23 protein-coding genes, 1 tRNA gene and 1 riboswitch are annotated in these 26,737 nt (G+C 57.1%); of the genes, 18 read left to right on the top strand and 6 right to left on the bottom strand.

The genetic code is table 11. The annotated features are described in order from the left end of the window. Positions 1–48: 48 nt before the first annotated feature. The 3 genes from BFV97_RS05560 to gcvT are packed head-to-tail and all read right to left on the bottom strand — an operon-like array spanning position 49 to position 1,929. A complete protein-coding gene (locus BFV97_RS05560; protein WP_245667593.1) occupies positions 49–390 on the bottom strand; it encodes a VOC family protein in 342 nt (113 codons plus the stop codon). A gap of 22 nt (positions 391–412) precedes the next feature. After that, positions 413–772 (bottom strand): glycine cleavage system protein GcvH, encoded by a 360-nt coding sequence (gcvH, locus tag BFV97_RS05555; protein ID WP_069299346.1) that lies wholly within the window; start codon positions 770–772, stop codon positions 413–415. A 26-nt stretch (positions 773–798) separates the two neighbouring features. Beyond that, positions 799–1,929: a glycine cleavage system aminomethyltransferase GcvT gene (gene gcvT / locus BFV97_RS05550; protein WP_069299345.1), complete on the bottom strand. Its 1,131-nt coding sequence runs from the start codon at positions 1,927–1,929 to the stop codon at positions 799–801. 143 nt (positions 1,930–2,072) lie between these two features. After that, positions 2,073–2,159, bottom strand: a riboswitch (glycine riboswitch). A 119-nt stretch (positions 2,160–2,278) separates the two neighbouring features. Here gcvT and BFV97_RS05545 point away from each other — a divergent pair. The 5 genes from BFV97_RS05545 to BFV97_RS05530 all read left to right on the top strand — a co-directional run bounded on the left by BFV97_RS05545 (position 2,279) and on the right by BFV97_RS05530 (position 6,921). Beyond that, a complete protein-coding gene (locus BFV97_RS05545; RefSeq protein ID WP_069299344.1) occupies positions 2,279–2,722 on the top strand; it encodes a VOC family protein in 444 nt (147 codons plus the stop codon). Between the two features lie 6 nt (positions 2,723–2,728). Next, a complete protein-coding gene (locus BFV97_RS19160) occupies positions 2,729–2,860 on the top strand; it encodes a hypothetical protein (protein ID WP_281200937.1) in 132 nt (43 codons plus the stop codon). Between the two features lie 145 nt (positions 2,861–3,005). Continuing rightward, positions 3,006–3,782, top strand: a complete 777-nt coding sequence (locus tag BFV97_RS05540; RefSeq protein WP_069299343.1) for an acetylxylan esterase family protein — start codon at positions 3,006–3,008, stop codon at positions 3,780–3,782. Positions 3,783–3,822: 40 nt separating this feature from the next. Next, the gene (locus BFV97_RS05535; RefSeq protein WP_069299524.1) at positions 3,823–5,337 is read left to right on the top strand and encodes a catalase; all 1,515 of its coding nucleotides are present in this window, start codon (positions 3,823–3,825) and stop codon (positions 5,335–5,337) included. A gap of 138 nt (positions 5,338–5,475) precedes the next feature. Beyond that, positions 5,476–6,921: a calcium-binding protein gene (locus tag BFV97_RS05530; RefSeq protein ID WP_069299342.1), complete on the top strand. Its 1,446-nt coding sequence runs from the start codon at positions 5,476–5,478 to the stop codon at positions 6,919–6,921. Between the two features lie 117 nt (positions 6,922–7,038). Here BFV97_RS05530 and BFV97_RS05525 read toward each other — a convergent pair. Next, positions 7,039–7,115 (bottom strand) — tRNA-Arg (locus BFV97_RS05525). A 100-nt stretch (positions 7,116–7,215) separates the two neighbouring features. Next, positions 7,216–7,815, bottom strand: coding sequence for a LuxR C-terminal-related transcriptional regulator (locus BFV97_RS05520; RefSeq protein ID WP_281200939.1), 600 nt, complete (start codon positions 7,813–7,815; stop codon positions 7,216–7,218). Positions 7,816–7,864: 49 nt separating this feature from the next. On the opposite strand from BFV97_RS05520, the gene BFV97_RS05515 reads away from it, so the two are divergent. Next, positions 7,865–9,859: a 7TM diverse intracellular signaling domain-containing protein gene (locus BFV97_RS05515; RefSeq protein WP_083225526.1), complete on the top strand. Its 1,995-nt coding sequence runs from the start codon at positions 7,865–7,867 to the stop codon at positions 9,857–9,859. Positions 9,860–10,000: 141 nt separating this feature from the next. Further along, positions 10,001–14,686: a M10 family metallopeptidase C-terminal domain-containing protein gene (locus BFV97_RS19155; protein ID WP_069299339.1), complete on the top strand. Its 4,686-nt coding sequence runs from the start codon at positions 10,001–10,003 to the stop codon at positions 14,684–14,686. Between the two features lie 266 nt (positions 14,687–14,952). Here BFV97_RS19155 and BFV97_RS05505 read toward each other — a convergent pair whose 3' ends face one another. Next, entirely contained in the window at positions 14,953–15,684 is a 732-nt protein-coding gene (locus tag BFV97_RS05505; RefSeq protein WP_069299338.1) for a FadR/GntR family transcriptional regulator, read from the bottom strand. A 160-nt stretch (positions 15,685–15,844) separates the two neighbouring features. Here BFV97_RS05505 and BFV97_RS05500 point away from each other — a divergent pair, with 160 nt between their 5' ends. The 11 genes from BFV97_RS05500 (at position 15,845) to BFV97_RS05450 (ending at position 26,734) form a co-directional block, all read left to right on the top strand. Further along, entirely contained in the window at positions 15,845–16,618 is a 774-nt protein-coding gene (locus BFV97_RS05500) for a DUF2182 domain-containing protein (RefSeq protein WP_245667592.1), read from the top strand. 16 nt (positions 16,619–16,634) lie between these two features. Next, positions 16,635–17,306 (top strand): DUF1326 domain-containing protein, encoded by a 672-nt coding sequence (locus BFV97_RS05495; protein ID WP_245667591.1) that lies wholly within the window; start codon positions 16,635–16,637, stop codon positions 17,304–17,306. 47 nt (positions 17,307–17,353) lie between these two features. Further along, positions 17,354–17,860 carry a DinB family protein gene (locus BFV97_RS05490; RefSeq protein WP_069299336.1) on the top strand — a complete coding sequence of 169 codons (507 nt, stop codon included), beginning with the start codon at positions 17,354–17,356 and terminating at the stop codon, positions 17,858–17,860. Then, positions 17,860–18,963 (top strand): dimethylsulfoniopropionate demethylase, encoded by a 1,104-nt coding sequence (locus tag BFV97_RS05485; RefSeq protein ID WP_069299335.1) that lies wholly within the window; start codon positions 17,860–17,862, stop codon positions 18,961–18,963. The genes BFV97_RS05490 and BFV97_RS05485 overlap by 1 nt, the downstream gene beginning before the upstream one ends. A 13-nt stretch (positions 18,964–18,976) precedes the next feature. Continuing rightward, positions 18,977–19,966 carry an acrylyl-CoA reductase (NADPH) gene (gene acuI / locus BFV97_RS05480; RefSeq protein WP_069299334.1) on the top strand — a complete coding sequence of 330 codons (990 nt, stop codon included), beginning with the start codon at positions 18,977–18,979 and terminating at the stop codon, positions 19,964–19,966. A gap of 169 nt (positions 19,967–20,135) precedes the next feature. Beyond that, positions 20,136–21,359 (top strand): aminotransferase class V-fold PLP-dependent enzyme, encoded by a 1,224-nt coding sequence (locus tag BFV97_RS05475; protein ID WP_069299333.1) that lies wholly within the window; start codon positions 20,136–20,138, stop codon positions 21,357–21,359. A gap of 34 nt (positions 21,360–21,393) precedes the next feature. Continuing rightward, positions 21,394–22,818: a cryptochrome/photolyase family protein gene (locus BFV97_RS05470; protein WP_069299332.1), complete on the top strand. Its 1,425-nt coding sequence runs from the start codon at positions 21,394–21,396 to the stop codon at positions 22,816–22,818. A gap of 73 nt (positions 22,819–22,891) precedes the next feature. Further along, positions 22,892–24,103, top strand: a complete 1,212-nt coding sequence (locus BFV97_RS05465) for an SAM-dependent methyltransferase (RefSeq protein ID WP_069299331.1) — start codon at positions 22,892–22,894, stop codon at positions 24,101–24,103. Positions 24,104–24,119: 16 nt separating this feature from the next. Next, positions 24,120–24,560: a TrgA family protein gene (locus tag BFV97_RS05460; RefSeq protein ID WP_069299330.1), complete on the top strand. Its 441-nt coding sequence runs from the start codon at positions 24,120–24,122 to the stop codon at positions 24,558–24,560. A 21-nt stretch (positions 24,561–24,581) separates the two neighbouring features. Then, positions 24,582–25,646 (top strand): NUDIX domain-containing protein, encoded by a 1,065-nt coding sequence (locus BFV97_RS05455; protein ID WP_069299329.1) that lies wholly within the window; start codon positions 24,582–24,584, stop codon positions 25,644–25,646. Positions 25,647–25,699: 53 nt separating this feature from the next. Further along, positions 25,700–26,734, top strand: a complete 1,035-nt coding sequence (locus BFV97_RS05450; RefSeq protein ID WP_069299328.1) for a cysteine synthase A — start codon at positions 25,700–25,702, stop codon at positions 26,732–26,734. Positions 26,735–26,737 lie beyond the last annotated feature (3 nt).

The raw sequence follows: 26,737 nt of genomic DNA, 5'->3' as shown, positions 1-26,737 counted from the left end.
GAAGACGGGCGCGGGATCGGTTTCTTGGGGCCGGAGGAAACTGTGGCGTCAGGCCGGCGGGTTGTGTTGCAGAATGTTGATCAGCGTTCCGAACGGGTCCTGCACGAAAAAGCGGCGCACGCCCCAGTCTTCCGTGACCGGCCCGTAGACGGGCTGATGTCCGGCGGCGGTGCAGCGGTCCAGCACGATGTCCAGATTGTCCACTTCAACGGAGAGGGACGGAACAGGGGTATCATTGCCCCCTTGCGTCATAAAGCTGATCTGGGGTTTGACCGGTTCTGCGCCGCCAAAAGTCCTGATCCAGCCCATATCCATCAACAGGTCCATGCCCAGTATATCGCCATAGAACGCCTGCGCCTTGGCAGGGTCGCTACAGGCAATATCCGGCATGATCCGCAACACCGCCATCGGATCAGGCGATCAGCGCGCTATAGGCGGCTTCGTCCATCAGATCGTCCAGATCGGCCATATTGTCCGGCTTCATCTTGAAGAACCACGCCTTGCCCAGCGGGTCTTCGTTCACGAGTGTCGGGTTTTCCAGCAGCTCTTCGTTCACTTCGACGATTTCGCCGTCAATCGGTGCCATGATGTCAGAGGCGGCTTTTACGCTCTCGATGACAACGATGTCGTCGTCCTTGCTGACTTCGGTGCCCACTTCGGGCAGTTCCACAAAGACCAGCTCGCCAAGCGCGTCAGCGGCGTGTTTCGTGATGCCCACAGTCACGATGTCATCTTCGGCCAGCAGCCATTCGTGTTCTTCGGTAAATTTCATAGGTCTTTTCCCTGCGTCTGGTTAGGTTATCGTTTGAAGTTTGCGGGTGTAAAAGGCAGCGCTGCAATGCGAACGGGAAGACGTTTGCCGCGCAGTTCTGCAAAAAGGGTGGTGTCTTTGGCAGACAGATCAGTGTCCACATAGCCCATAGCGACGGGCCGCCCGACAGTGGGGCCAAAGCCGCCCGAGGTAATGGTGCCGATCTGTGTGTCGCTGTCGCTCTCGGCAAAAAGCGGGGTGCCACCGCGCATCGGGGCGCGGCCCTCCGGTGCAATGCCAACCCGTTTGCGTGATACTCCATCAGCCATCTGGGTCAGGATCACCTCTGCGCCGGGAAAGCCGCCTTCACGGTCTCCGCCACTGCGCCGAACTTTCTGGATGGACCAATTCAGCGCGGCCTCGATCGGAGTGGTTTGCGTGTCGATGTCATTGCCATAGAGACACAAGCCCCCCTCAAGCCGCAGGCTGTCCCGTGCGCCAAGGCCGATCATTTCCACCTCTGCCATTGCCAGAAGTTCCCGTGCAAAATCTGTCGCGTGATCCGCCGGAATGGAAATTTCAAAGCCGTCCTCGCCGGTGTAGCCAGAGCGGGAAATCCACACATCCTGACCTTTGTAGGATAGGGTTTTGAGGTCCATAAAGGACATTTCCGCAACTTCGGGGATCATGCGGGCAAGGGCGGTTTCGGCCTGTGGTCCCTGGAGCGCCAGAAGCGCGCGATCATCGTGTATATGCAAATCGCAACTGTCAGAGATATGCGCCTGCATATGGGCAAAATCGTCGTCCTTACAGGCTCCGTTCACCACCACATAAAGGTGATCACCCCGATTGGCGAACATCAGGTCGTCGCGGATACCGCCTTGATCGTTTGTCAGCATCCCGTAGCGCTGCCGATCCTCTGGCAGCCCGAGCACATCCATCGGGATCAGGCTTTCAAGTGCAAGCGCTGCATCTTCGATATTGCCGGATTTGGGACGGATAATCACCTGACCCATGTGGCTGACATCAAACAGGCCTGCGGCATTGCGGGTGTGGTTGTGTTCCTTCATCACGCCAAGAGGGAATTGCACGGGCATTTCATAGCCGGCAAACGGCACCATTTTGGCGTCAAGTTCCACGTGTAGATCATACAGCGGTGTCTGTTTCAGATCGGACAATCCGGCCTCCCAAATGTATCAGCCGGTCGGATTTCCGGCATCGGTCTAGCTGCGCAATTGCGCAACCGCGATGCCCCCTCTGTACCTTTTGCCTGAGATCGCTATCCCTTCGGCGGACACAATTGTGCCTCTCTCCAGAGTCTGTTTAATCGGCGGTCCTTTTGCCTGAGAGTTTCCGGGGCGGTTGCTCCTTCGGCACCAGCTATGCTGGCTTCTCCCGACTCGATCTACTGTGCACCATAGTATGCAACCGGATGGTGATCAAGGTATCCCAAGGGCGATTTTGCGGTGGAATTCAATCTGTTTCACGATAGGTTGCAGGCAATCAACAGTCTTACGGAGAACGACAATGCGCTATCTTCACACAATGGTCCGCGTGGCCAATCTGGATGAATCCATGGATTTCTGGTGCAATAAAATGGGGCTGGTGGAAACCCGCCGCACCGAAGTTCCCGAGGGCAAGTTTACCCTGATCTTCCTTGCCGCCCCCAAGGATGAAGCCCACGCCAAAGAGCATAACGCACCGGAACTGGAACTGACCTACAACTGGGACAGCGATGAAAAGCTTGAGACAGGCCGCAGCTGGGGTCATCTGGCCTATAAGGTGGATAACATCTATGAAACCTGTCAGGCACTGATGGACAAGGGTGTTGTAATTAACCGCCCGCCGCGCGACGGGCGCATGGCCTTTGTGAAATCCCCTGACAATGTGTCGATCGAGCTGCTGCAAGAGGGCGACAGCCTTGCACCGGCCGAACCTTGGGCCAGCATGGAAAACACCGGCGAGTGGTAATTGCGAATGATACACACCCTTTCCGGTCATGCCGGACGGGGTGACTTCGGGGCGTTGTGCCTGATTGCCCAAAGCAGGGACAAATCCACCGATCTAGCAGCCGAAGAAGATCCTTCGGTGCTGAAAGGTGGCCTTTAGCGCAGCGGATATATTGCCCCTGAACTGCGCAAGCGACGCATCCTTATTGATGATACAGCTTTCGTCTGACTGGCGAGTCTCCCGCGCGTTACGGCTGGACATAGCGCTTGCTTGGTTGCACTCTGACGAAATGCGGGGGGGCAGAGTGGCATCGGATCAACTGGATATACGACTGCGCCATGATAGCGGGGGGCTGCGCACTTGGGCGCATCGAGGCAGTTCGGACAGGCTGGTTCTGTGCTTCTCGGGCATTGGTCGCGCTGATCAGGACTGCCCGCCGCCGGAATTCGCCCGCAGCGCCACAGCAAATGGTGCGCATAACGTGCTGTTCCTGTCCGATCCGCAGCGAAGCTGGCTGAATGCGCCGGACTTGCTGGATCGTATGCGGGATGAAATTGACAGCTTCCGGCAGTTATGCACGCCCCGCCGCGTCGTTGCGATGGGGCATTCCATGGGCGGGTTCTCTGCGCTGGTTGCCCCGAGTCTGACCGCTGTGGATCAGGTTCTTGCCTTTGCGCCCCAACTCTCGGTCCATCCCGAGGTGGTGCCCGATGATCACCGTTGGGCCAACTGGCGTGCGGGGATCGACCGCTTTGCGATCCGGTCCGCCGCGGATCATCTGAACCGCGAAACAGCCTATTGCGTGATACACGGGCGCCATGGCCGCGAAGCCCCCCAGCGGGACCGTTTCCCCCGACCGCCAAATCTGCGCCATTATGTGATGCCGCGCACCAATCATAACGTACCCCAAAGGCTCAAGGCGCTGGGCTGCCTGCCCGCGGTCACTTCGCTGGCTATTGAGGGGCGCGCCCGCAAGCTGCTGATGCTGATGAAATCACAGGCCAACGCCACCCTTCTGGCCCCGGATCGTGCAGGCTTTGGCGCGGGCATGGAACCAATTGCCATCCGGCGCGTTGGGTAGGGTAAGAAACTGCGCAGAAACCAACATGGAAGGGTCCGATATGACCGATAAGAAATCCCCCCCGACAACCACAGATGCAGGTATTCGCGTTCGCAGCGACGAGCATTCTCTGACCGTCGGGCCGGACGGTCCGATCGTGTTGAACGATCATTACCTCCTTGAGCAAATGGCGAATTTCAACCGTGAGCGCATCCCCGAGCGTCAGCCCCACGCCAAAGGCTCTGGCGCGTTTGGCACATTTGAAACAACACAGGATGTATCACGCTACACGAAGGCAAAGATCTTTCAGCCCGGTGCGAATTGCGATGTGGTGATGCGGTTTTCTACCGTTGCAGGGGAAAGAGGCAGTCCGGACACATGGCGCGACCCGCGCGGATTTTCGGTGAAAATGTATACCGAAGACGGCAATTTTGATATGGTCGGGAACAACACGCCAATCTTCTTCGTCCGCGACCCACTGAAATTCCAGCACTTTATCCGCAGCCAGAAACGCCGTGCCGATAACGGCCTGCGGGATCACGACATGCAGTGGGATTTCTGGACCCTTTCACCCGAGAGCGCCCATCAGGTCGCCTATCTCATGGGGGATCGCGGCATCCCGCGCACGTGGCGTGAAATGAACGGCTATTCCAGCCATACCTACTCGCTGGTTAACGCAGATGGGGAAAAATTCTGGGTCAAATTCCACTTCCACACCGATCAGGGTGATGGAAACGCCTATTTCAGTCAGGACGAGGCGGATAAAATGGCGGGCAAGGACGGGGATTATCACCGACGCGACCTGTTCAACCACATCGCGGATGGCGACTTCCCAAGCTGGACCCTTAAATGGCAGGTGATGCCCTTTGAGGATGCCAAAACCTACCGGATCAACCCGTTCGATCTGACGAAAATCTGGCCTCATGCGGATTATCCGCTGATTGAAGTAGGCAAGCTGACCCTGAACCGGAACCCGACGGACTTCCACACAGAGATCGAACAGGCCGCTTTCGAGCCAAGCAATATGGTCCCCGGTGTCGGTTTGTCGCCTGATAAGATGCTGTTGGCCCGTGGTTTTTCCTACTCGGATGCCCATCGTGCGCGGCTTGGGGTGAACTACAAACATATCCCCGTAAACGCGCCCAAAGCGCCGGTGCACAACTATTCCAAGGATGGTGCCGGACGTACCGTTAAGGTGCAGGATCCGGTCTATGCGCCCAACTCCTATGGCGGTCCGTCCGCACAACCCGAAGCGGGCGAAGAAGCCGGTATCTGGTATTCCGACGGTGAAATGGTCCGCGCCGCTTATACTTTGCGCAAAGATGATGACGACTGGTCACAACCCGGCACGCTTATTCGTGATGTGATGGATGCAGAGCAACGGGATCGTCTGGTGCAGAACGTGACAGGCCATCTATGTGATGGTGTCAGTGAAAAAGTGCTCGTGCGGGCATTTGAATACTGGCGCAACATCGACGGGGACACTGGCGACAAGATTGAAAAAGCTGTTCGCGACAAGCTTGGCGGCAAATCCAAAGCTCCGGGCATGGCCTCAGCCAAGAGCATTGACGGCTAGCATTTTTGAATGAATACGCGCGGGGCAGAACGTGTCCCGCGCGGCATCAGGCTTGCAATGAAGGCAGAATGGAGTCAGGTTTACCCCAAGGCAATTCCAATTAAATAAGAGCAATTTGTTTCTAGGTAAGGAAAGTCTATGGTTAAAATTAACTCCCTTTTTGATGGCAGCACAGATATTGAAAACGAGCCGGTTGGCGAAAATGACAACCCGGATCTCATGTGGTCGGGCTATCTTCCATTTTATTCCGTTTACGATGATACAGACGATCGGTTTTACAACGTAAACGCCAGTTTTACCGGCGCAAACTGGACCGTGGCCTATATGGCGTTTCATGCCAAAGGTGGCAGTAAGGCGACCATTTCCGATGGCGGAACCGATACGCACATCGGTGTTCTTGCACTGGGCGAAAGCTCGGACATCGTATTGAACGGGACGCAAGTCAACTACATCGAGGGCTGGGGCGGGGTCCATGACATCACTCTGGGGGCGCAGGATACTAAGTATATTTCCCTTGGGGGCGAACATATCACGTTGAACACCGGCACTGGCCGAGTTGAGCGGATCGGGTTGAACGGAGATGCTACCATCACCACAAATGGACGCATTGAAGCGATGCAGATCAATAACGGCGATCATACCATCACTGTCGAAAGTGAGAAGATCAAGTTCCTTGATTTAGGCGGAAACGACAACACAGTTACTGTGAATAGTGGCGCAGATGTCAACGCTGCACGGACCTACACGGAAACCGGTCTTTCAACATTCAACATTAAAGACGGAGGAGATATGCGGGTGCTCACCGCTAACGGTGGCGACGTAGAAATTAACATGGAGGGTTCGGGCCGCATTCGCACCATCGAAGCCTTTGAGGGCAGTTTGAAAATGACAACGGACGAGCGTCAGGTCCTAAGCCTTCTGGTCTATGACTCCCCGGCCGACATCAATATTGGCAGCGGCGGAATTGGCGCGGTGCAGATCGGCTCCGGCTCTGGCATGTCCCATGTGATAAACACGCAGGGAAATATGGGCAGTCTTGATGTTTTTGGCGATGACGCCGTGCGGTTGAGTTTGGGCGATGGCGGTGCGGGCGCGCTGCGGACAGGCAATGGCAACGACAAGGTTTTTGGCGGAAGCGGGGAAATTGACCTGATCCATACCCGTGGCGGCAAAGATGTGGTTGTAACCGGCAGCGGCTATGTGGATTTGATCCGCACCGGCGACGGGCGCGATAAGGTTACATTGAACGGTGACACTGGGACTATCCGGCTTGGCGCGGGCAATGACAAATTTTTTGGCGGCAAAGCGGATGATTTTGTGATCGGCGGTTCCGGCAACGACCTGATGAAAGGCGGTGGCGGTAATGACGTCTTCCTGTTCTCGCAAGATAGCGGCAACGACCGGCTGAGGGCGTTCAAACAGGGCGACGACCTGATGTTGATCTACGGCCATGAGGGTGGGTTTGACACCCTGTCCATCGCGAAAGTCGGCCGCCATAAGGTGATCGAACATGACGGTGGCACAATAAAACTGCTCGGATTGCGTAATGCGGATATTACCGAGGACGATTTCTCGTTCATTTAGGACGCAAGTGTAAAAGGAGGTTCCAACCGACCGGCAACCCGCCGGACCTTGGGGCCTTACCTATGCCCACGCCATGCGGACGGGTCGGGAAAAATAGCGTTCAGAACAGGTTTGATTTGGTGCACCCGACACGATTCGAACGTGTGGCCTCTGCCTTCGGAGGGCAGCGCTCTATCCAGCTGAGCTACGGGTGCCTGAGGTCGGGGTATAGGGGGTTCTTGGCGCAGGTTCAATTGGGTTTTTCGGGGTTTGCCGGTTTTTTTATCAAGGGGCGAACAGGCCGGGGCGGGGGGCTTAGACGTCGATCAGCCCTTCGCGGACGGCGCGGATTAGCAGGCTAGCGGTGGAATTGACCCCGAGTTTGCGCATCAGGGCGGTTCGGTGGCTGTCTACCGTTTTGGGGCTGATATTCAGACGTTGGGCAGTTTTGGGGTTTGTCAGACCCTCGGCAATGCATTTCAGGACCTCCAATTCCCGATTGGACAGGTTTGGCGCAGGGTTGGTCCCTTGTAACTGCTCCTCGGTCGCGGGGCAGGTGACGAATTCTCCGGCCAGTATCCGCTGAAATCCGGCGCAGAGGATGGCGGGATCGGTGGCCTTTTGGAACAAACCATGCACACCGGCGTCGCGCAGACGGTGTAACAAGTCACCGCTTGATGAACCTGTCACAAGCGCAGTTCGCGTGTCAGGCGACCAACGGGACACCTCCAGAAAAACCTCCAGCCCGTTAATGTCCGGCATTGCGTAGTCTAGGACCAAAAGGTCCGGAGACAATTTTCGCGCCAGCCCAACAGCCTCTAGCCCGCTGGTGCTGGTGCCCACAACGTCAAACGCTTGATGATCGCGCAATAACTGTGTCAAACCACCCACGGTGATTGCATGATCGTCAACAATGAGAACTCTACTGGCTATAATCTTACGGTTTCCCTAATCTGGGCCCATTATGGCCGATAAAATATGCCGAATTTTAATTACTCTTTGCTATTTCCTGATCTGCTGGCTTGCAGGTCCCGTTGCTACGGCCCAGCCTAGCAAGCCTTTCCTGCTTTCAAAAGCCCCCTCTACGGCCGAGATGCGCGGGCATGTAGACTATTTTCTGGATCATGAACGTGTGTTTGGGATCGCTGAAGTTTCTGGCGCCGCGTTCCAAAAAAACTTCAAACCGTTGGCGACCAAAACAGCGGAGTTCGGCTATACCAAAGCTGCGATATGGTTGCGATTTAGCGTTCAATCCCTAGCGGATGCCGAAGAGGACTGGCGGCTGCATTTTCGTGAAAATTTTCTGCAAGTGCTTGAATTGTATCAAATTTCGCCGCAGGGAGCGCCGGTGCTGCTGGAACAACACCAACCGGATTCGCCGTTTTCTGCACGGTCGATCCGCTATCCGGAACTGGTGGTCGCCTTCACCCTTCCGAAAGGAGAAACGCATCAATTTTTCTTAAAATATCGTTCCGGCGGATCAAGCCAGCTTGCCTTTTCGATCCGCTCTGCGCAGGAATTTATTGATCTCGCGGCGCGGAAAACTGCAAAGAATTTTATCTATTACGGCATGCTGTTGCTGCTGATCCTGATCGCTTTTGCGGCTTTTATTGCAACGCAGCAGGTGATTTTCGCGGCCTATAGCGCCTATGCGGGTTTCGGGCTGCTGTTTATCATGCATGCAGATGGTAATACGTTCCAGTATCTCTGGCCGGGTTTACCTTTATTTAACGGCTACGCCTCTATTCTGCTTGGATCGGGGTTGATTGCTTCGGGGGCGAATTTTACGCGGTTGTTTCTGGCCACGCGGAAATACCATCCTTGGCTCGACAAGATATTGCTTGCGCTGATCTTTGGGGAGATTGCGCTGGTTGTGTCAACCGTGGCTGTGGATACGCAGTTCGTTAAGAAAATACTGGTGCTGCTGGCGCTGACCGGGACGATCCTGTTCACGGTGTCCGGTTTAATCGCGGCGCGCACCCGCTTTAAGGAGGTTCGCTTTTTTGTTGTCGCCTGGACAGGGGCGGTAATTTCCAGTGGCATTATGACATCGCGCCACTGGCTTGGGATTGAAATTTCAGAGGAGGTCCAGTTTGACAGTATGCGGATCGTCTTTGTTCTGGATGCTGCCCTTATGGGCGCGGCCATTCTGGACCGTTTCAACCAGCTAAGGCAGGCCCGTGCGGACGCGCTTCAATCGAGCCTGAGTGAAGCCGAACGCAATCTCAGGATTACCCGTCGCCTTCGGGATCTAGAAGCACGATATGCTTTGGCGCGGAAATTTGCCGAAAGCTCCAACCAGCGGATCGCGGATACGGTGCACGACCTCAGGCAGCCGCTGCATGCGCTTCGTTTGAATATCCAACATATGATGGATGGTCAGAGCAGTGGGTCACAGGCGAAAACGTCCGGACAGATTGAGGAGACGTTTACTTACCTTGAAAACCTCGTGTCACAGAAGCTGGACCTGAGTGTGGAGGATGTAGAGGTGCGCGACACCAGTGAGGTGCCGGACAGGGTCGCGATGGAGGAGGTCCTTCGCAACGTGCAGGAAATGTTTGCACCGGAAGCTGCTGCCAAAGGTGTGACCTTGCGCTCGGTTGCCAGTCATGCGGTGGTTGCGCTGCCGCCGCTTGACGTGATGCGCATTGTGACAAATCTCGTGTCCAACGGGATCAAATACACGCAAAACGGCAAGGTGCTTTTCGGGATGCGGCGGCGCAACGGTGCGCTGTGGCTCGACGTTTATGACAGGGGCAGCGGTCTGTCACAGTACGCACTGGAACAGATGCGACTGCGCAATGTGCGCGGCGATGCAACAGCAGGAACCGAAGGTCACGGTCTGGGATTGTCCATCGTGCAATCGCTGGTCGATAAACACGGGCTGCGCCTTCAGGCCCGTTTGCTGCCCGCAGGCGGGAGCTGCGTTTCGGTTCTGTTGGACCCTGCGCCCCGTTAACAATCTCTCAAAAATGGGGTGATCACCTGATACCCAAAACCCCCTGCTCGGGTTAACCTAGGGGAAGGTGCGCAATTTTAGCGCCGGATTTGATCTGTTTTTAATCGGGTGTTGGCCCGAAAACTTATTGGGAGATGAATTATGGGGGCCGGTACCGAACTTAATGCCTTTGACGACAACCTGAATGAAACCCGCAGAAACGTGATTGAGGCCCGTGCTGAAGTGCGTTCGGTCCGTGAGGACGTGAAATTTGCCCGTCAGGCGCTGGAATACGTCGGCAAGATCGAGAAACAGGCGGATGATTTTGGCAAGCAGGTGGATTCCATGCTGCTGACCGTCAAGATTATGGGCAATGCAGGTGCCCTGAAGTCGGTTGCCAAAGTGGCCAAGCTGATTTTGGAAAAGGTCAAAAATGTCTCTGAAAAGATCGAGGAAAAAGCCCATGACCTGCGGATAAAAATCGAAGAGGGCAAATACATCGAGAAGCTCAAGAATGCGGAAAAGAAGCTGTCTGCGCTTGAGAAAAAGATGCTGAACGTGGCGATCAAGGTCTACGAAGTGGAGGAATCCACAGAAGAGATGATCGAGACGTTCGACACGGTAGACGAAATTGACGGACCGGATTTTGACACGCTGAAACCGCTCTCGGATACCGCCGAGGTCTTTACCGAACCGATGAACGAGGTGCTTGAAGCGCTGAACGGCAGCTATGACACCCTGAAGGAAGAACTGGATAGTTTAACTGACGCTTTCCAAACCGGCGCACTAAACGCGCTGGTCAGGGTTGCAGGCGAATTCCAGAAGATTGCGGACAGCCTGTCGTTCCTGAAAAAGCCGCTGTCGATTATCTATTCAAAGCTGAAACCGATCGAGCCGGTCCTAGATGCGGTTGAGGCCGTTTACAACGTAACAGTAAAACCGGTTCTGGATTGGATTCTGGAGAAAACCGGCATCGACGATTTGCTGGACAAACTTGCAGGTAAAATTACCTCGGCGCTGCCGGATGTGGATGTACTGAACGGGCTGGAAGAGAAACTGGACGAAATCTTTTCAAAGTTCGGGGAGTTGGGTGATCTGGTCACGTTGGACGGATGGGATCTGGATCTGGACAATTTTCTAGACGATTTCGTAACGCGGATCTTCGATGAATTTGGCAATGATCCTTCAGACCGTCTTATTCTCGGAACGGTTGGCCCGGACGAATTGCAGGGCACCGATCTGGCCGATGTAATCAGTCCGCGAGCGGGGAATGATACGGTGACAGCCGGTGACGGCAATGATCTGATCTTTGCCAGTCAGGGCAACGACACGATCTACGGCGGAGCAGGGGACGCGGACAGTATGCGGTTCCTTGGCGGCCTGTCGGAATATTCCTTTTTCCAAACGGAAGATGGCACCGGAATCGTGTTCTTTCACCAGACGCCGGCCAATGCCTATCACACCACCGGATATGAAATCGTTTACGGTGTGGAGGATTTCTACTTCGGGTTTGACCACTTTACCTACACCGAACTGGTTGAAAACGTGAAAGTCGCAGAATCGCCGGTGCTGGAAGGGACAGAAAAGAACGATTTTCTTTATGCTGGCAACTTTTCCACCACGATTTACGGGTATGCGAATGATGACCGCATCACGGGTTCGCGCTTTGTGGATACGCTATACGGGGGCACCGGAAATGATGTGATGATCGCCTCTGTGGGGGCGGATCACGTCTTTGGCGGAGCGGGCAATGACACATGGTTGTTTCCGGTCGATCCTGCGGGCAGTTCGACAATTATTGTCGATCTGGCGGAAGGCACCGCATGGGATGGTCGCGCCCGTGATACGCTCGACGGGATTGAGAATATCTTTGTACGTGATTCCCGCGAGGTAGAGCTGCGCGGTGATGCGCGGGCCAACAAACTGGTGGGCAATGACGGCGATGATTACATCGACGGTCGCGAGGGCAATGACCTGCTGTTCGGGGGTGAGGGCCGTGATGTAATTGTCGGTGGTTTGGGCAGTGACAGTCTTTATGGCGGTGACGGCTTTGACAAGCTGATCGGTGGCGGCACGCCGGTTTCCGGCGCGGGTGATTTCTTTGACGGCGGTGACGGCGGCGACTGGCTGACCTACTCTCCCGAAGATGTGCGCTTTGGTTCGTTTGATCGGGTTGACCCACAGCCTGACACCGGCAGCTTGCGGATTTACGGCGGGGATGGGCGTGTTGAACATCTGGACGGATCGGGTGGCGTACTGGCGACTGATGAGTTCGTCGGGATCTCTCAGGTGATCGGCGGGGCGCAGTCCGATACGCTATACGGGACCTCCAATGCTGACAATATGAGCGTGTCCATTGATGGTGGGGATGGTGATGACGTGCTATTCTCAAACGGTGCGCCGCTGGTTGCGGGTGGGGATGGGGATGACATGATCCATCTGACCTTGCCCGATGCCATATACAACAATACGAATTTCGATGGCGGCGGCGGGTATGACACGCTGGATACCCGGATGCTTGACGATGTGCGCTTTTATCTGCGCAAAGTGGGTGCCATCGGCTCCAGTTTCCGCGGGTTTGATGCCTCGGAAAGCAGCGAACTCGGGGTAGAGGACGATCTGTCCGAAACCTATGCCTCGCAATTGTTCAGCGGCAACCTGAACGGGATTGAGGAACTTTTCCTCGGGGATCTCGCGGATGAGGTGCAACTGCTTGGCAACGAACGTATGACGATCTATGGCGGCGGCGGCAATGATATACTGATCCGCGACCCGTCCACGGATGGTTCCACCTATGGTGTGCTCTATGGTGGGGCGGATGACGATTACATGCGCTTGCGCGACACCGGCCTACTGTATGGCGGCGGGGGCAAGGACACGCTGGTTGCACAGGTCGGCGGACGGGACCTGACCATCGACGGTGGCGCGGACGACGATTTCCTGCATGTGAAACGGTTTAAAGGAGAGATCGAAGGCGGCGCAGGTTATGACCGGCTGTTTTTGGAACTGAGCTCCCATCTTTCGGCCCCCCGCGTGATGCACGTCGATCTTGATGCGGGAACGGCGCTGGCTGAAGGCGGTAGCAACGAGATTATCGCGACAGTTTCGGGCATTGAGGAGTTGATCGGCAATGATATTTCCACGCGCAGTGACAGGTTTTATGGCACCGATGGTTCGGAACGCTTTATCGGTCTGGCCGGTGTGGACACGCTGGATGGACGCGGCGGTGATGATCAGTTGTTCGGCGGGTCTGGTAATGACCAGTTATTCGGTGGCGACGGGGATGACCTGCTGCACGGGGGCGGCGGCAATGACTCGCTTTATGGCGGCGCAGGGCGGGATACCGCGTCCTATGATACGGCGGCACCGGATACGACAACCGGAGCGTTGCGGGCGGCCAGTTTTGGCGGAATAACAGCCGATCTTGGCGCAGGGACAGTGACAGGTGCCCACGGCACGGATCGACTGTTCGATATTGAAAATGTGATCGGGACCAATCAGGCGGACCGGATCACCGGATCGGCTGGCGATGACGGGCTGACTGGCGGCGCTGGCGACGATCTGTTGTACGGTGCGGCGGGCAATGATGTTCTGAACGTTGGACTGGGTGATGATACGGCCTATGGCGGTGCGGGGGACGATATTTTCACGCTCGATGGCGGCAACAACAGCTTTTATGGCGGCGCGGGCGAGGATAGTTTGGCGTTGGGCGCAAATACCGGCACCATTCGGCTGCACTTTGGGACGGAAAGTTATGACGCGACCCTGCGTTCGGATATTCCGGTCTGGCAGGACACCGGCACCGTAGAGATGCGCGTCTATGAAGGTATCTCATTGACGCCGCAGGATATTCTGGAAACCGACCATACTTTTGCGAATGATCCGGGTGATCTGACGCGGGTGCTGCCCGATCTGGACGATCCGGAGTCGAGTGCCTTTCAGATCAGGGTGGACAGCACGCTTGGCCCTGTGGTGGGCGGCGTATTCGAGAGCATTGAAACTGTCAGAGGAGGGACCGGCAAGGTCGTTCTGGACCTGTGGCTGGCAGAGGGCGTGCAGTCCTATGACGGTAGTGCCGGGCGCAAGGATGTGCTGGACTTCGGCGCGTTTGAGACGGGTTTATTCTACGACATGCGCGATGGCGCCACGGATAGCAGCTATCTCGACGGAGATATGATCAGCGGCATCGACCGGATTGACGGCAGTGGTTTTGCGGACCGGTTCATGGGTGATGTTAAAGGAAATGACATCTATGGACGGGGCGGCGCGGATGTGCTGTTCGGGCGCAATGGCAAGGATGCGCTGTTCGGTCAGGGCGGCAATGACAGTCTGAAAGGCGGCGGCGGCAATGACCGGCTGAGCGGCGGCGGCGGACGCGATGCGCTAAACGGTGGCAAAGGCGCGGATATGCTGCGCGGTGACAAGGGCCGCGATGTGCTGACCGGCAAGGGCGGTTCCGATGTGCTGGCCGGCGGGAAGGGCGGCGACAAGCTGAAAGGCGGCGTGGGCAATGACGTCCTGATCGGCGGGCTGGGCCGCGATGTGATGAGCGGCGGCAAAGGGGCTGATGTCTTTGCGTTCAAGGACACAGGGGATACGACGACGTCTGCATTGGACAAGATCACGGACTTCGGGCGCGGGCGCGATGTGATTGACCTCTCCGGTCTGGACGGCAGCTTCGATTTCCTGCGCAAGGCGGAGTTTACCGGCACAGGGCAGGAGGTGAACTTCGTGAAGCGGGATGGTGATACGATTGTCCAGATTGATACGGACGGGGACGGAGTGGCGGATATGAAGCTCGTTTTAGGGGGGTATTCCGGTCTGAACAGCGGTGATTTCATCCTCTGAACCGGCCGGAAGCACACTAGCAGATATTACATTTCAATAGCCCTCCGGTCATGTGATTGGGGGGCTTTCTGGTGGTGGGGTGGCGCGACAAGGTCAGTGGTAGAACGGAAAAGGTAAACAGTCCGTTAATTCAGAAGCTTCATATATGACGCTTGATATATGACGCGTCTTGTATGACGCTTCATATTTGCAGGGTGATAAAAAGCCAACCCCTTGATAAGACTGCAAATCGAAATCGCACCTCGGCGGATTGCAACGCTTCCCCCTCAACCGGACTTGCTGCGCATGCGAGCCACTTCACGGGCAAGCTCCAGCGTGTGTGCGGCAAGCTGCGCCAGCACTGCCTCGGTCGTTTCGGCGTCCTGCGCCTCCAACGCATCTGCGATCAGCGTATGCAACTCGACAATCTTTTCCCGTTTGCGCGCAGTAAAGGTGATCATGTTCATCAACGGCTCAATCGCCTCAACCGCGCCGGCCAGTTGGTAGGACATCACCGGATTGCCCGCCGCATCTACCAGCGCACGGTGGAACGCCACATCCGAGGCGCAGAAACTTTCGTCACTCAGCCCCGGTTGGGACTGGCGGTGGATCTCGGCCCGCATCGCCGCCAGTTGGTCAGGTGTGCGGCGCTGGGCGGCGAGCGCGACACAGGCCCGTTCCAGCGCAAAACGCGCTTCGCAAGCCGTTTCAAAACTGACTGCATTCATGGACAACAACAGGGTAGAGGTGGTGATCTGCTGCCCGTAAGCATCCTCAAAGCTGAGCCGGTTCACAAAAGCCCCGCCGGATGCGCCGCGCTGTGTGCGGATCAGGTTCTGGGCTGCCAGCCGTTTCAGCGCTTCACGGACAGTCGGGCGCGAGACCTGAAACTGTTCGCACAGGTCGCTTTCCGAGGGCAGGCGCTGGTCAACGATAAGACTACCCTCCATAATGCCATCGCGAATGGCCTGCGCAATCTGCGCAGAGAGTTCCTGTGCCTGATCCAGTTTGTATTTCATCGTCCGCCTGTTATCTGCTTTGATCCAAGCGGGAAAATTAATTGTCTGACATTTGCAAAATCTAATTGTCAGACAATTGGTTTTCCCGTAGACCCAATGTACCCGATAGCGGCGTTTGCACAAGCGTCGAACCCGCAAAGACCATTAAAACAGGTGCAATGTGCTGAACCTTCCCCATCATCTGATCCGCTCGCTTCTCTGGCTGTCCTTTTTTGCAGCGATCCTGCTGGCGTGGTGGATGATGTATGCGATGGCGATGCAGATGGGGCTGAACTGGTACGGTGCGCGGGTCGGTATGATGGATATGGCCGGTATGCCGCCGATGGATAGTCTGCGGATGCTGGTGCCTATGTGGGCGGTAATGATGGTGGCCATGATGGGGCCGACCTTTATTCACACGTTAACAACCTATGAAGCCTTGATCAAATCCGCCAACGGCAGTTGGGCCGGATGGTTCGGTGTTGTCGCGGGATATTTTGCGGTCTGGGTCGCCTTTGCCGTGGCAATCGCGCTGTTGCAATCAGGCTTGATGCGTCTGGGGTGGCTGGACATGTTCGGTCAGTCCACCATGCTTTGGGCGACATCTGCACTGTTGGTTGTGGTCGGCTGGTTCCAGTTCACATGGCTTAAAGAAGTCTGCCACGGCGTCTGCCACGCGCCGATGCAGTATTTTCTGGGCAACTGGCGTCCGGGCGGGGCAGGCGGCTTGCGCATGGGGCTTGGCCTTGGGGCTTACTGCGTGGTGTGCTGTTGGGGCTACATGGCGCTTGGCTTTGCAGGCGGGGCGATGAACCTGTTGTGGATGGGCCTTGCGACCCTTCTGATGGTTCTGGAGAAATTACCGCAGGTTGCGCATTACGTAATGCGTCCTGCCGGAGCATTGTTGATTGTGGCAGGGCTGGCTTTGGCCGGTCGTGCTGCCGGATTGTACTAAAATGGGAGGCCAGAACATGGCGACTGAGACAACGAACCCGGCTGAGCAAGCTGCGCCGCCGACACGGCGTGCGAAAGTGCCGACAGATTGGAAAATCAAGGGCGAGCTGTTCCTGAACTGCTCTTGCGATGTGTTCTGCCCCTGTGTGGTCTCGCTTGGCAAATACAAGCCGACCGAGGGATACTGCCACGCATGGATGGCCATTCGCATCGACGAAGGCCATTTTGAGGGCGAGGACATCGGCGGTCTGAATGTCGGTTTGCTGGCGGATATTCCGGGCCGGATGGCGGAAGGCGACTGGAAGGTTGCCGCCTATGTGGACGACCGCGCCACCGACAAAGCCTATGAGGGGCTGCTCAAGATCTTCTCGGGCGCTGCGGGGGGCACTACGGGCCTGTTCACCATGCTTGTCAGCACCATCATCCATGCCGAGCGCACCAAGGTTGAAATCGAAACCGACGGTCGTCGTCGCCGGATCAACATCGGCAAGAAGATCAACGGCGAGATCGAGGAAATCGGCGGCGCCAACCCCGACGAGGGCGTTGTGATCAAGAACTCCAAATACTGGATGGGACCGGACATCATCGCCGCGGTGGGCCTGCGCTCGCGCGTGCGGGATCACGGTCGGGCGTGGGACTTTGGCGGCAAATCCGCTGAAATCTGCCCGATTGAATGGACCGGTCCGTAAGCGACACAGATCCACCGGAACAGGGCAGAACGCACGGGGAGGGCGATATGACTTTGACCGCAGACTGGCTGCGCATGATGGCGCGCTACAATAGCTGGCAGAATGACTGGATGCTGTCGGCGGCTGCAACCCTGTCAGACGATGCCCGCCGGCAGGATCGGGGCGCGTTTTTCGGCTCGGTCAGCGGCACATTGTGTCACCTGCTCTGGGCCGACACATACTGGATGTCCCGCTTTGACGGCGGGGCAGCCCCGACAGTTTCGGGCAAACAAAGCACGGACTATCACAGCGATTGGGAAGATTTCTGTGAAACGCGCAAACAGATGGACCGGCGGATCGAAAACTGGGCTACCCGCCAGTCCGACAGTGATATGTCCGGCGACATCACATGGTATTCCGGTTTGAAACAATCGGAACTGTCCCAACCGAAAACCAAAATCTACGCCCATTTCTTCAACCACCAGACCCACCATCGGGGACAGGTTCATGCCATGCTGACAGGTGCCGGTGTGAAAACGTCTGACACGGATCTGGTCTTTATGGAGTTACCCTGATGGCATTACTTTCCCCGTCCCGCCGTTTGCGCCGTACCCCGTTTGCCGAAGGTGTCGAAGCCGCTGGCGTCAAAGCCTACACAATCTACAACCACATGCTGTTGCCCACGGTGTTCCGCTCGGTCACAGAAGACTACCACCACCTGAAATCCGCAGTGCAGATTTGGGATGTGGCCTGTGAACGGCAGGTGGAGTTGCGCGGGCCGGATGCGGCGCGGCTGATGCAAATGCTGACGCCCCGCGACCTGCGCACCATGAAGGAAGGCCAGTGTTTTTATGTGCCGATCGTGGATGAAACCGGCGGCATGCTGAATGATCCGGTGGCGGTGAAACTGGCCGAGGACCGCTGGTGGATTTCCATTGCCGACAGCGATCTTTTGTATTGGGTCAAGGGCATTGCCAACGGCTGGCGGCTGGATGTTCTGGTGGATGAGCCGGATGTATCACCACTGGCCATTCAGGGACCAAAGGCGGATGAACTGATGGCGCGGGTTTTCGGGGACAGCGTCAAAGACGTGCGCTTCTTCCGCTATGGCCTGTTCGACTTTCAGGGACGCAAGCTGGTCGTGGCGCGCTCGGGTTATTCCAAACAGGGCGGCTACGAGATTTACGTGGAAGGCAGCGACATCGGGATGCCGCTCTGGAATGCGCTGATGGAGGCGGGGCGGGATCTGGATGTGCATGCAGGATGCCCCAACCTGATAGAGCGGATCGAAAGCGGCCTGTTGTCCTATGGCAATGACATGACAGATGACAACACACCCCACGAATGCGGGTTGGGGCGGTTCTGCGACACCCATGACGCCATTGGCTGTATTGGTCGTGATGCGCTGCTGCGGGTGGCCAAAGAGGGGCCGGTGCAGCAAATCCGCCCCGTGGCGATTGAAGGCGCCGCCGTTCCGGGGTGTGACCGCTGGTGGCCGCTGCTGGCAGGGGAAAAGCGCGTCGGGCGGGTGTCCTCTGCGGCGTGGTCGCCCGATTTTGATACGAACGTGGCCATCGCAATGGTGCGGATGACCCATTGGGACGCGGGCACTGCGCTGCGCGTCCAAACACCGGACGGGATGCGTGATGCAACCGTTCTGGAAAGTTTCTGGAATTAAAGGAGAGAATAATATGTTTAACGCACTGATCGTGGAAAAAGACGACGAGGGGAAAACCTCTGCCTCTGTACAGCAGATTGGCGAAGACCGTCTGCCCGAAGGTGAAGTCACCGTTGCGGTGGAATACTCCACCGTGAACTACAAGGATGGTTTGTGCATCGGGCCGGGCGGTGGACTTGTGCGCAACTACCCCCACGTGCCGGGCATCGACTTTGCCGGTACCGTGGAATCTTCGGATGACCCGCGCTACAAGGCTGGGGACAAGGTTGTTTTGACCGGCTGGCGCGTGGGTGAGGCCCATTGGGGCGGCTATTCCCAGAAAGCCCGCGTCAAGGCGGACTGGCTGGTGCCATTGCCTCAGGGTCTGGATGCGAAACAGGCGATGGCGGTCGGAACCGCAGGCTTCACTGCAATGCTGTCTGTTATGGCGCTGGAAGATCACGGTCTGAAGCCGGGCAATGGTCCGGTGCTGGTCACAGGCGCTGCCGGTGGCGTGGGCTCTGTTGCAACGGCTATCCTTGCCAATCTCGGCTACGAGGTTGCCGCCGTGACGGGGCGTCCTGAAACCGAAGACTACCTGAAATCCCTTGGTGCGACGCAAATCGTTCCACGGGGCGAGCTGAACGAGACTACCAAACGTCCGCTGGAAGGCGAAACATGGTCCGGTTGTGTTGACGCGGTTGGCGGCGAGATGCTGGCCCGTGTGCTTGGCCAGATGAAATACGGCGCCTCTGTTGCGGCTGTGGGTCTGGCTGGCGGGGCGAAACTGCCCGCCACTGTGATTCCGTTCCTGCTGCGTGGTGTGAACCTGCTTGGCATCGACAGCGTAATGCAGCCCTATGACAACCGCCTTCGCGCATGGGAGCGGGTGGCCAAAGACCTGCCGATGGACAAGCTTGAAGCGATGATCCAGCCGGCAACCCTGTCCGATCTGCCCCAACTGGGCGCGGACATCCTGAAAGGTCAGGTAAAGGGGCGTGTTCTGGTGGACGTGAACGCCTGATCTGTCGGGCGGATTACACCGCTTTTGGATTGACGGCTCTGCCTTTACGGGCGGGGCCGTTTTTCGTTGCTGTCCTTTCATCCTGTGCGCGGGAAATGGCAACCACCTGCGCTTGACGCTTGGGCTGCTCTGCGTCACTGCTATGCCAAAGGAATTTGGGAGCAAAAAGATGACCTTGGACAATGAATTTATCCGCAGCCAGTTTCCGGCGTTTTCGACACCGGCGCTGCAGGGGCAGGCTTTCTTTGAAAACGCAGGCGGGTCTTATACCTGTAAACAGGTCATTGACCGGCTGACCCGTTTCTACACAGAACGCAAGGTCCAGCCCTATGGTCCGTTCGAGGCCTCCGAACTTGGCGGTGCCGAGATGGACGAGGCCCGAAAACGCCTTGCAGCTATTCTCGGGGTGGCTACGCCGGAATTGTCTTTTGGCCCCTCCACAACCCAGAACACCTATGTTCTGGCGCAGGCTTTCGGGCAGTGGCTGAACGAAGGCGATGCGATCATTGTGACCAATCAGGACCATGAGGCCAACACCGGACCGTGGCGGCGTCTGGCGGATCGGGGCATCGAGGTGCGCGAGTGGTGCGTGGATAGCGAAACCGGTTCTCTGTCGCTGGACGATCTGGGCGCGCTTCTCGACGACAAGGTCAAGCTGCTGTGCTTTCCCCATTGTTCAAACGTGGTCGGAGAGATCAATCCGGTGCGCGAAATTTGCGCCATTGCACGGGATGCAGGGGGTTACACCTGCGTAGACGGGGTCAGCTATGCGCCCCACGGGTTGCCCAATGTGGGTGCGCTCGGGCCGGATGTCTATCTGTTTTCCAGTTATAAAACCTACGGTCCCCATCAGGGGATTATGGTGATGCGCGAAGGGCTGGGGCGGGAACTGCCCAATCAGGCCCATTACTTTAACGCAGATACGCTTTACAAACGCTTTACCCCGGCAGGGCCGGATCACGCACAGGTCGCCGCTTGTGCCGGTATCGCGGATTATATCGATGCAGTGTACACCCATCACGGCGGGGTAGATGCCCGTGCAGCAACGCGGGGTGAAGCGGTGCACGATATGATGCGCACCTATGAAACCGAACTGCTGCAACCCTTGCTGGATTATCTGGGAGACAAGAACTCGGTCCGTTTGATCGGCCCGCGCAAGGCTTCGACCAAGGCACCCACTGTGGCGGTGCTCTCGCAAAAACCGGGCCTGCAACTGGCAACGGAACTGGCGTCTTTGGGGGTGAACGCAGGGGGCGGGGATTTCTACGGTGTGCGCTGTTTGCAAGGGCTGGGCATTGATCCCGATCACGGCGTCTTGCGGGTCAGTTTTGTCCATTACACCTCCAAGGGGGAAGTAGACAAATTAATTGAGGCTTTAGAACAGGTTTTATGATCCGCAGGGCAGTAGTTGGCGTATAGTTGAAGCTATGACAAAACCTGCTCCCGTTCTTTGGTGGGTCCGGCGCGATTTGCGTCTGGCCGACAATCCCGCGCTGACCCATGCGATTGCATCGGGCGGGCCGGTTATTCCTGTGTTTATCCATGACGACACTGTGTCGGGCCTTGGCGCTGCGCCGAAATGGCGGCTGGGCCTTGGGCTGGAGGTGTTTGGCAAGACATTAGAGGGGGCAGGCAGCCGTCTGATCCTGCGCCGCGGCGATGCGCTGGAGGTGCTGCAAGAGCTGATCGAAGAGACCGGCGCCACGGCGGTGGTGTGGTCCCGTGCTTATGATCCGGATGCGATTGCGCGGGACACCGACGTAAAATCCGCTCTGAAGGATCAGGGAGTCGCGGTCGAAAGCTGTGCCGGACATCTGCTGTTTGAACCGTGGCAAGTAGAGACCAAAGCAGGGGGCTATTACAAGGTCTATACCCCGTACTGGCGTGCCGTGCGGGATGACCCTGTTGCTGCCTGCCTGCCAGCCCCCAAACAGATCGCCGCGCCGCAAGAATGGCCCCGCAGTGACAGGCTTTCGGAGTGGCAGATGGGCGCTGCAATGAACCGTGGCGCGGATGTGGTGCGGGCCTACGCCTGTGTCGGAGAGGCGGCCGCCTTGCAGCGGCTGGAAGATTTCCTCGACGGTCCGGTTGAGGATTACAAGGAGGGGCGGGATTACCCCGATCGCCATGTGACCTCTGGTCTGTCCGAAAACCTCACCTACGGGGAAATTGCGTCGCGCCGCCTGTGGCACGCGGGGCGACAGGCGCTGGAACAGGGGGCGGCTGGGGCAGAACATTTCCTCAAAGAACTGGTCTGGCGCGAATTTGCCTATCATCTGGCCTATCACACGCCGCGCATGCTGACCCGCAACTGGCGCGAGGAATGGGACGATTTCAACTGGCGCGGTGACAATGACGACGCCGAAAAATGGCGCCGTGGCATGACTGGCGAACCGATGGTGGATGCCGCCATGCGCGAGCTTTACACCACCGGCACAATGCACAACCGCCTGCGCATGATTGCAGGGTCCTATCTGACCAAACACCTGCTGACTGACTGGCGTGTGGGGCAGGCGTGGTTTGAAGAAACCCTGATTGACTGGGATCCCGCCTCTAACGCGATGGGCTGGCAGTGGGTGGCGGGCAGCGGGCCGGATGCCTCGCCGTTTTTTCGGGTGTTCAACCCCGAAACGCAGGGCGAAAAATTCGACGGCAAGCAAAGCTACCGTGATCTCTACCTCAAAGGGGGGGAGGACGAAGAGGGCCGCACACCCGCAGAGGATTTTTACAAAGCAATCCCGCGTTCCTGGGGCATCACCGCCGACACACCCAGACCGGACAGGATGATCTCTCTGAAAGAGGGGCGCGACCGTGCGCTGGCCGTCTATAAAGGCGCAAAAGAACAAGGGTAAACCCTTGGTTAACAAGAGGCTTGGCAGACAAAAAACCTTGGGCTAGGCTCTGGCAAAGAACAGGGAGAGTTGGATGCAGGTTTTTACATCCACAGACGGGCAACAGAACTTGCCGCGATATTTCGGCGCGGCGTTTTCCCAGTTGAAGAAAATCCGCAACGGCAGTCTGGAAATGGTGCTGCCGGACGGTCGGGTTTTTGCGATCAATGCGCCCAATCCCGGCCCCTATGCGCGGGTTGAAATTCACAACGACGATGTCTTTACCCGTCTGGCGCGGGAGGGGGACATGGGCTTTAGCGATGCCTATCTTGAAGGCTGGTGGACCTCGCCGGATTTGCAGGCGTTTCTGGATCTGGTCTTTGCCAATAACGAAGAGGTCGGCCACGGATTTCCGGGCGGTTTTCTGGTCCAGTATTACGAACGCCTGCGCCACTGGCTGCGCGGCAATACCAAGGCACAGGCCCGCAAGAATATCTCTTACCATTACGATCTGGGCAATGATTTCTATTCCAAATGGCTGGACGAAACCATGACCTATTCCTCGGCCCTGTTTCTGACAGGACAAGAGGATACGGCCAAGGCGCAGACCCAGAAATACGCCTCGCTTTGTGATGAAATGGGTATGAAGGAAGGTGATCACCTTCTGGAAATCGGCTGCGGCTGGGGCGGATTTGCCGAATATGCTGCGGGCACGCGCGGGGCGCGGATGACCTGTCTGACGATCTCGCAGGAGCAACATGATTTCGCCAAAAAACGCATGTTTGAGGCGGGTCTGGCGGATCGGGTCGATGTGGTCATGCGCGATTACCGTGACGAAACCGGCAGCTATGACGGGATCGCCTCTATCGAGATGTTTGAGGCTGTGGGCGAGAAATACTGGCCTACCTATTTCAACGCGGTGCATGACCGTCTGAAACCCGGCGCGAACGCCAGTTTGCAAATCATCACAATCGCGAACGAGCTGTTTCCGAAATACCGCAAGACCGTTGATTTTATTCAGAAACACGTGTTTCCGGGCGGTATGCTGCCCAGCCCGAACGCCCTGCGTGCAGAGGTGGAGCGGGCGGGTCTGTCCTATCTGAAATCTGTCGAGTTCGGAGAGAGCTATTCCATCACCCTGCGCCGCTGGTATGAGACATTTAACGCGGCATGGCCGGACATCCAGCAAATGGGTTTTGACCAGCGGTTCAAGAATATGTGGGATTTTTATCTGACAAGCTGTGCTTCCGGCTTTCACTATGGCACAACCGACGTTACTCAGGTGACCATTCAACGGCCAAAATAATTAAAGAGGGATAGCGATGCCGACAGCAGCAAAAATTATTGCGGGATTGGCTTTGGCGATCACCGCAATGGTAGCGGCTTTTGTGTTCATACAGGAACATCCCGAAATGCCCCTTGGTATACGCTTCATGCTTGGCAACGGGCTGGTCGGCTTTTTTGCCGGCTGGTACGCGCTGGGCCGCAGCCCCGGCCACAGCAACATGGCCGGCGCGATGAGCGGTCTGCGCTCTTTGGTGATGTTGCTGGTAGGGGCAGGAATCGTCTTTGGCGGGCGGTTCGTTTTTTCCAATCTCGGGCAGTTCCGGTCCCGTGATCCGGTAGAGATTCCGCTGCTTTGGATCGAGACAACCTTTGAATATGTCGTGCTTGCCCTGACGCCGAGTGTGGGTATTACCCTGTTGATCGGCGGGCTGTTGTCTGGCATTGCCACCTATCAGGCCAGCTACCGCTGGAGCTAATAGGGAACGAATAAAATCAAAATGCGTGTATTTCTTTCCGACCGGGATGTTGCCCTTGCGCTGCGTCCGGATGCCGACTGGCAGGCAGATCGCCTGTCCGGTTACAGTCTTGATAGCTGCGGCGCGCTGGTCGCTGATCAGGGCGGTGCGTGTGATGGTGTGTCTGCCCCTTGCGATGATGCGTTAACCGAACCCTTTGCAAGCTATTTCAAGGGCTTGGGGGGAGACGTGAAATCTGTTTCAGGCGTGTTTGGTCCGGTTTTTGCAGCAATGTCAGCCCATACAGAGCCTGCGGAATTTACCGCTTACGACCGTCGTGTAGAAACCTGCGTGGCGCGGGATACTGCGCAGATCCTTGAAAATCCGACCGCTTATAACACGCCTGTGAATCGGTCCGGTCTGCTGATGCGGGCGCGCTCTTTTGTGCGGGCAGAGTCATCTGACGCGCGGGTGCCATCCTCTGTGCGGCGTGGTTTCCGGCGGGGGGCAGTGCAGGAAGAAAAACGCGAGCTGCCCTACGCCCGTTACTTTGATGTTGAAGATGTCTATCTGCGCCATCCCCGCTTTGACGGCGGTCTGTCGCCGCTGATCGAGCGCACGGTCCTTCGGTCTGCGGATGCGGTGACGGTGCTGCCCTATGATCCGCTGCGCGATCAGGTGGTTGTGATCGAACAATTCCGCCCCGCCGCCTATGTGCGGGGGGATTGCCATCCTTGGGTGCTTGAACCCGTTGCAGGGCGGTGCGATGGCAATGAACCTGTTGAAGAAGTCGCCCGCCGCGAAATGATCGAAGAGGCCGGTCTGACCCTGTTGGGACTGGAAAAAATCGCCAATTACTACCCGTCCCCCGGATGCCTGTCCGAATATCTTTACACATTTTTAGGGCTGGTGGATTTGTCAGATGCGCAAAGCGGCGTACATGGTGTGGCCAGCGAGGATGAGGACATCCAGACCCACATCCTGAGCTTTGAGGCTGCGATGGCGCTGGTGGCCAGTGGAGAGGCAGATGACGGACCCTTATTGCTTTCGCTGTACTGGCTTGCGGCAAACCGCGAACGATTGCGCCGCGAGGCAAGCGCCGCTTGAAACCGCATGGGGCGGCGCGTATCAAGGAACGAAGCAGTCTTAAGGATACTCTGATGACCATTTACCAAGACCTTCCCCATGCCGTTGGCAACACCCCCCTGATCCGCCTGAACAAAGCGTCGGAACTGACGGGCTGTGAGATTCTGGGCAAAGCGGAGTTTATGAATCCGGGCCAGTCGGTGAAGGATCGCGCCGCGCTCAGCATCATTCAGGACGCGGTGGCGCGGGGCGAATTGCGTCCGGGCGGCACAATTGTAGAGGGCACAGCGGGCAATACCGGGATCGGGCTGGCGCTGGTGGGGTCCGCGCTGGGGTTCAAGACCGTGATCGTCATCCCTGAAACCCAAAGTCAGGAAAAAAAGGATATGATCCGTCTGGCGGGGGCGGAACTGGTGCAGGTTCCTGCCAAACCCTACCGCGACCCGAATAACTTTGTAAAATATTCCGCCCGTCTTGCCGAAGAACTGGCTAAAACCGAACCCAATGGCGCGATCTGGGCGAACCAGTTTGACAATGTGGCAAACAAACAGGCCCATATCGACACCACAGCACCGGAAGTCTGGGAACAGACCAACGGCAAGGTTGACGGTTTTATCTGTGCCTGCGGTTCTGGCGGCACCCTGAGCGGCATGGCCGACGGTTTGCGTGCCAGAAACAAGGACATCAAAATCGGCATCGCCGATCCGGATGGCGCGGCGCTTTACAACTATTTCGTGCATGGTGAACTGACCGCCGAGGGCGGCTCTATCGCGGAAGGTATCGGTCAGGTGCGGATCACCAAAAACCTTGAAGGGTTGCAGGTGGATCACGCCTATAACATTCCTGACGCGGAAGGCATCCAGATCGTCTTCGATCTGTTGCAGCAAGAGGGCCTTTGCATGGGGCTGTCCACCGGCATCAACATCGCAGGGGCGATCCGCATGGCCAAGGACATGGGACCGGGCCACACGATTGTGACCGTGCTGTGTGATTACGGCACGCGCTATCAGGCTAAACTGTTTAACCCTGCCTTCCTGCGGGAAAAGGGCCTGCCGGTCCCTCACTGGCTGGAAAAGAAGAGAACCGACATTCCGACGGTATTCGAATAGGAC

Source organism: Neptunicoccus sediminis, assembly GCF_001719615.1.
In the GTDB taxonomy this organism is placed as follows: domain Bacteria; phylum Pseudomonadota; class Alphaproteobacteria; order Rhodobacterales; family Rhodobacteraceae; genus Amylibacter; species Amylibacter sediminis.
The sequence above is the reverse complement of the archived record's forward strand: the minus strand, read 5'-3'. Positions and strand labels throughout refer to the sequence as shown.

Coding starts and splice junctions, on each gene's coding strand:
- BFV97_RS05475 (WP_069299333.1), top strand. CDS start 20,136: ATGACCTTGGACAATGAATTTATCCGCAGCCAGTTTCCGGCGTTTTCG.
- acuI (WP_069299334.1), top strand. CDS start 18,977: ATGTTTAACGCACTGATCGTGGAAAAAGACGACGAGGGGAAAACCTCT.
- BFV97_RS05505 (WP_069299338.1), bottom strand. CDS start 15,684: ATGAAATACAAACTGGATCAGGCACAGGAACTCTCTGCGCAGATTGCG.
- BFV97_RS05465 (WP_069299331.1), top strand. CDS start 22,892: ATGCAGGTTTTTACATCCACAGACGGGCAACAGAACTTGCCGCGATAT.
- BFV97_RS19160 (WP_281200937.1), top strand. CDS start 2,729: ATGATACACACCCTTTCCGGTCATGCCGGACGGGGTGACTTCGGGGCG.
- BFV97_RS05515 (WP_083225526.1), top strand. CDS start 7,865: ATGGCCGATAAAATATGCCGAATTTTAATTACTCTTTGCTATTTCCTG.
- BFV97_RS05455 (WP_069299329.1), top strand. CDS start 24,582: ATGCGTGTATTTCTTTCCGACCGGGATGTTGCCCTTGCGCTGCGTCCG.
- BFV97_RS19155 (WP_069299339.1), top strand. CDS start 10,001: ATGGGGGCCGGTACCGAACTTAATGCCTTTGACGACAACCTGAATGAA.
- BFV97_RS05545 (WP_069299344.1), top strand. CDS start 2,279: ATGCGCTATCTTCACACAATGGTCCGCGTGGCCAATCTGGATGAATCC.
- BFV97_RS05560 (WP_245667593.1), bottom strand. CDS start 390: ATGCCGGATATTGCCTGTAGCGACCCTGCCAAGGCGCAGGCGTTCTAT.
- gcvH (WP_069299346.1), bottom strand. CDS start 772: ATGAAATTTACCGAAGAACACGAATGGCTGCTGGCCGAAGATGACATC.
- BFV97_RS05490 (WP_069299336.1), top strand. CDS start 17,354: ATGACTTTGACCGCAGACTGGCTGCGCATGATGGCGCGCTACAATAGC.
- BFV97_RS05530 (WP_069299342.1), top strand. CDS start 5,476: ATGGTTAAAATTAACTCCCTTTTTGATGGCAGCACAGATATTGAAAAC.
- BFV97_RS05535 (WP_069299524.1), top strand. CDS start 3,823: ATGACCGATAAGAAATCCCCCCCGACAACCACAGATGCAGGTATTCGC.
- BFV97_RS05450 (WP_069299328.1), top strand. CDS start 25,700: ATGACCATTTACCAAGACCTTCCCCATGCCGTTGGCAACACCCCCCTG.
- BFV97_RS05470 (WP_069299332.1), top strand. CDS start 21,394: ATGACAAAACCTGCTCCCGTTCTTTGGTGGGTCCGGCGCGATTTGCGT.
- BFV97_RS05485 (WP_069299335.1), top strand. CDS start 17,860: ATGGCATTACTTTCCCCGTCCCGCCGTTTGCGCCGTACCCCGTTTGCC.
- BFV97_RS05495 (WP_245667591.1), top strand. CDS start 16,635: ATGGCGACTGAGACAACGAACCCGGCTGAGCAAGCTGCGCCGCCGACA.
- BFV97_RS05460 (WP_069299330.1), top strand. CDS start 24,120: ATGCCGACAGCAGCAAAAATTATTGCGGGATTGGCTTTGGCGATCACC.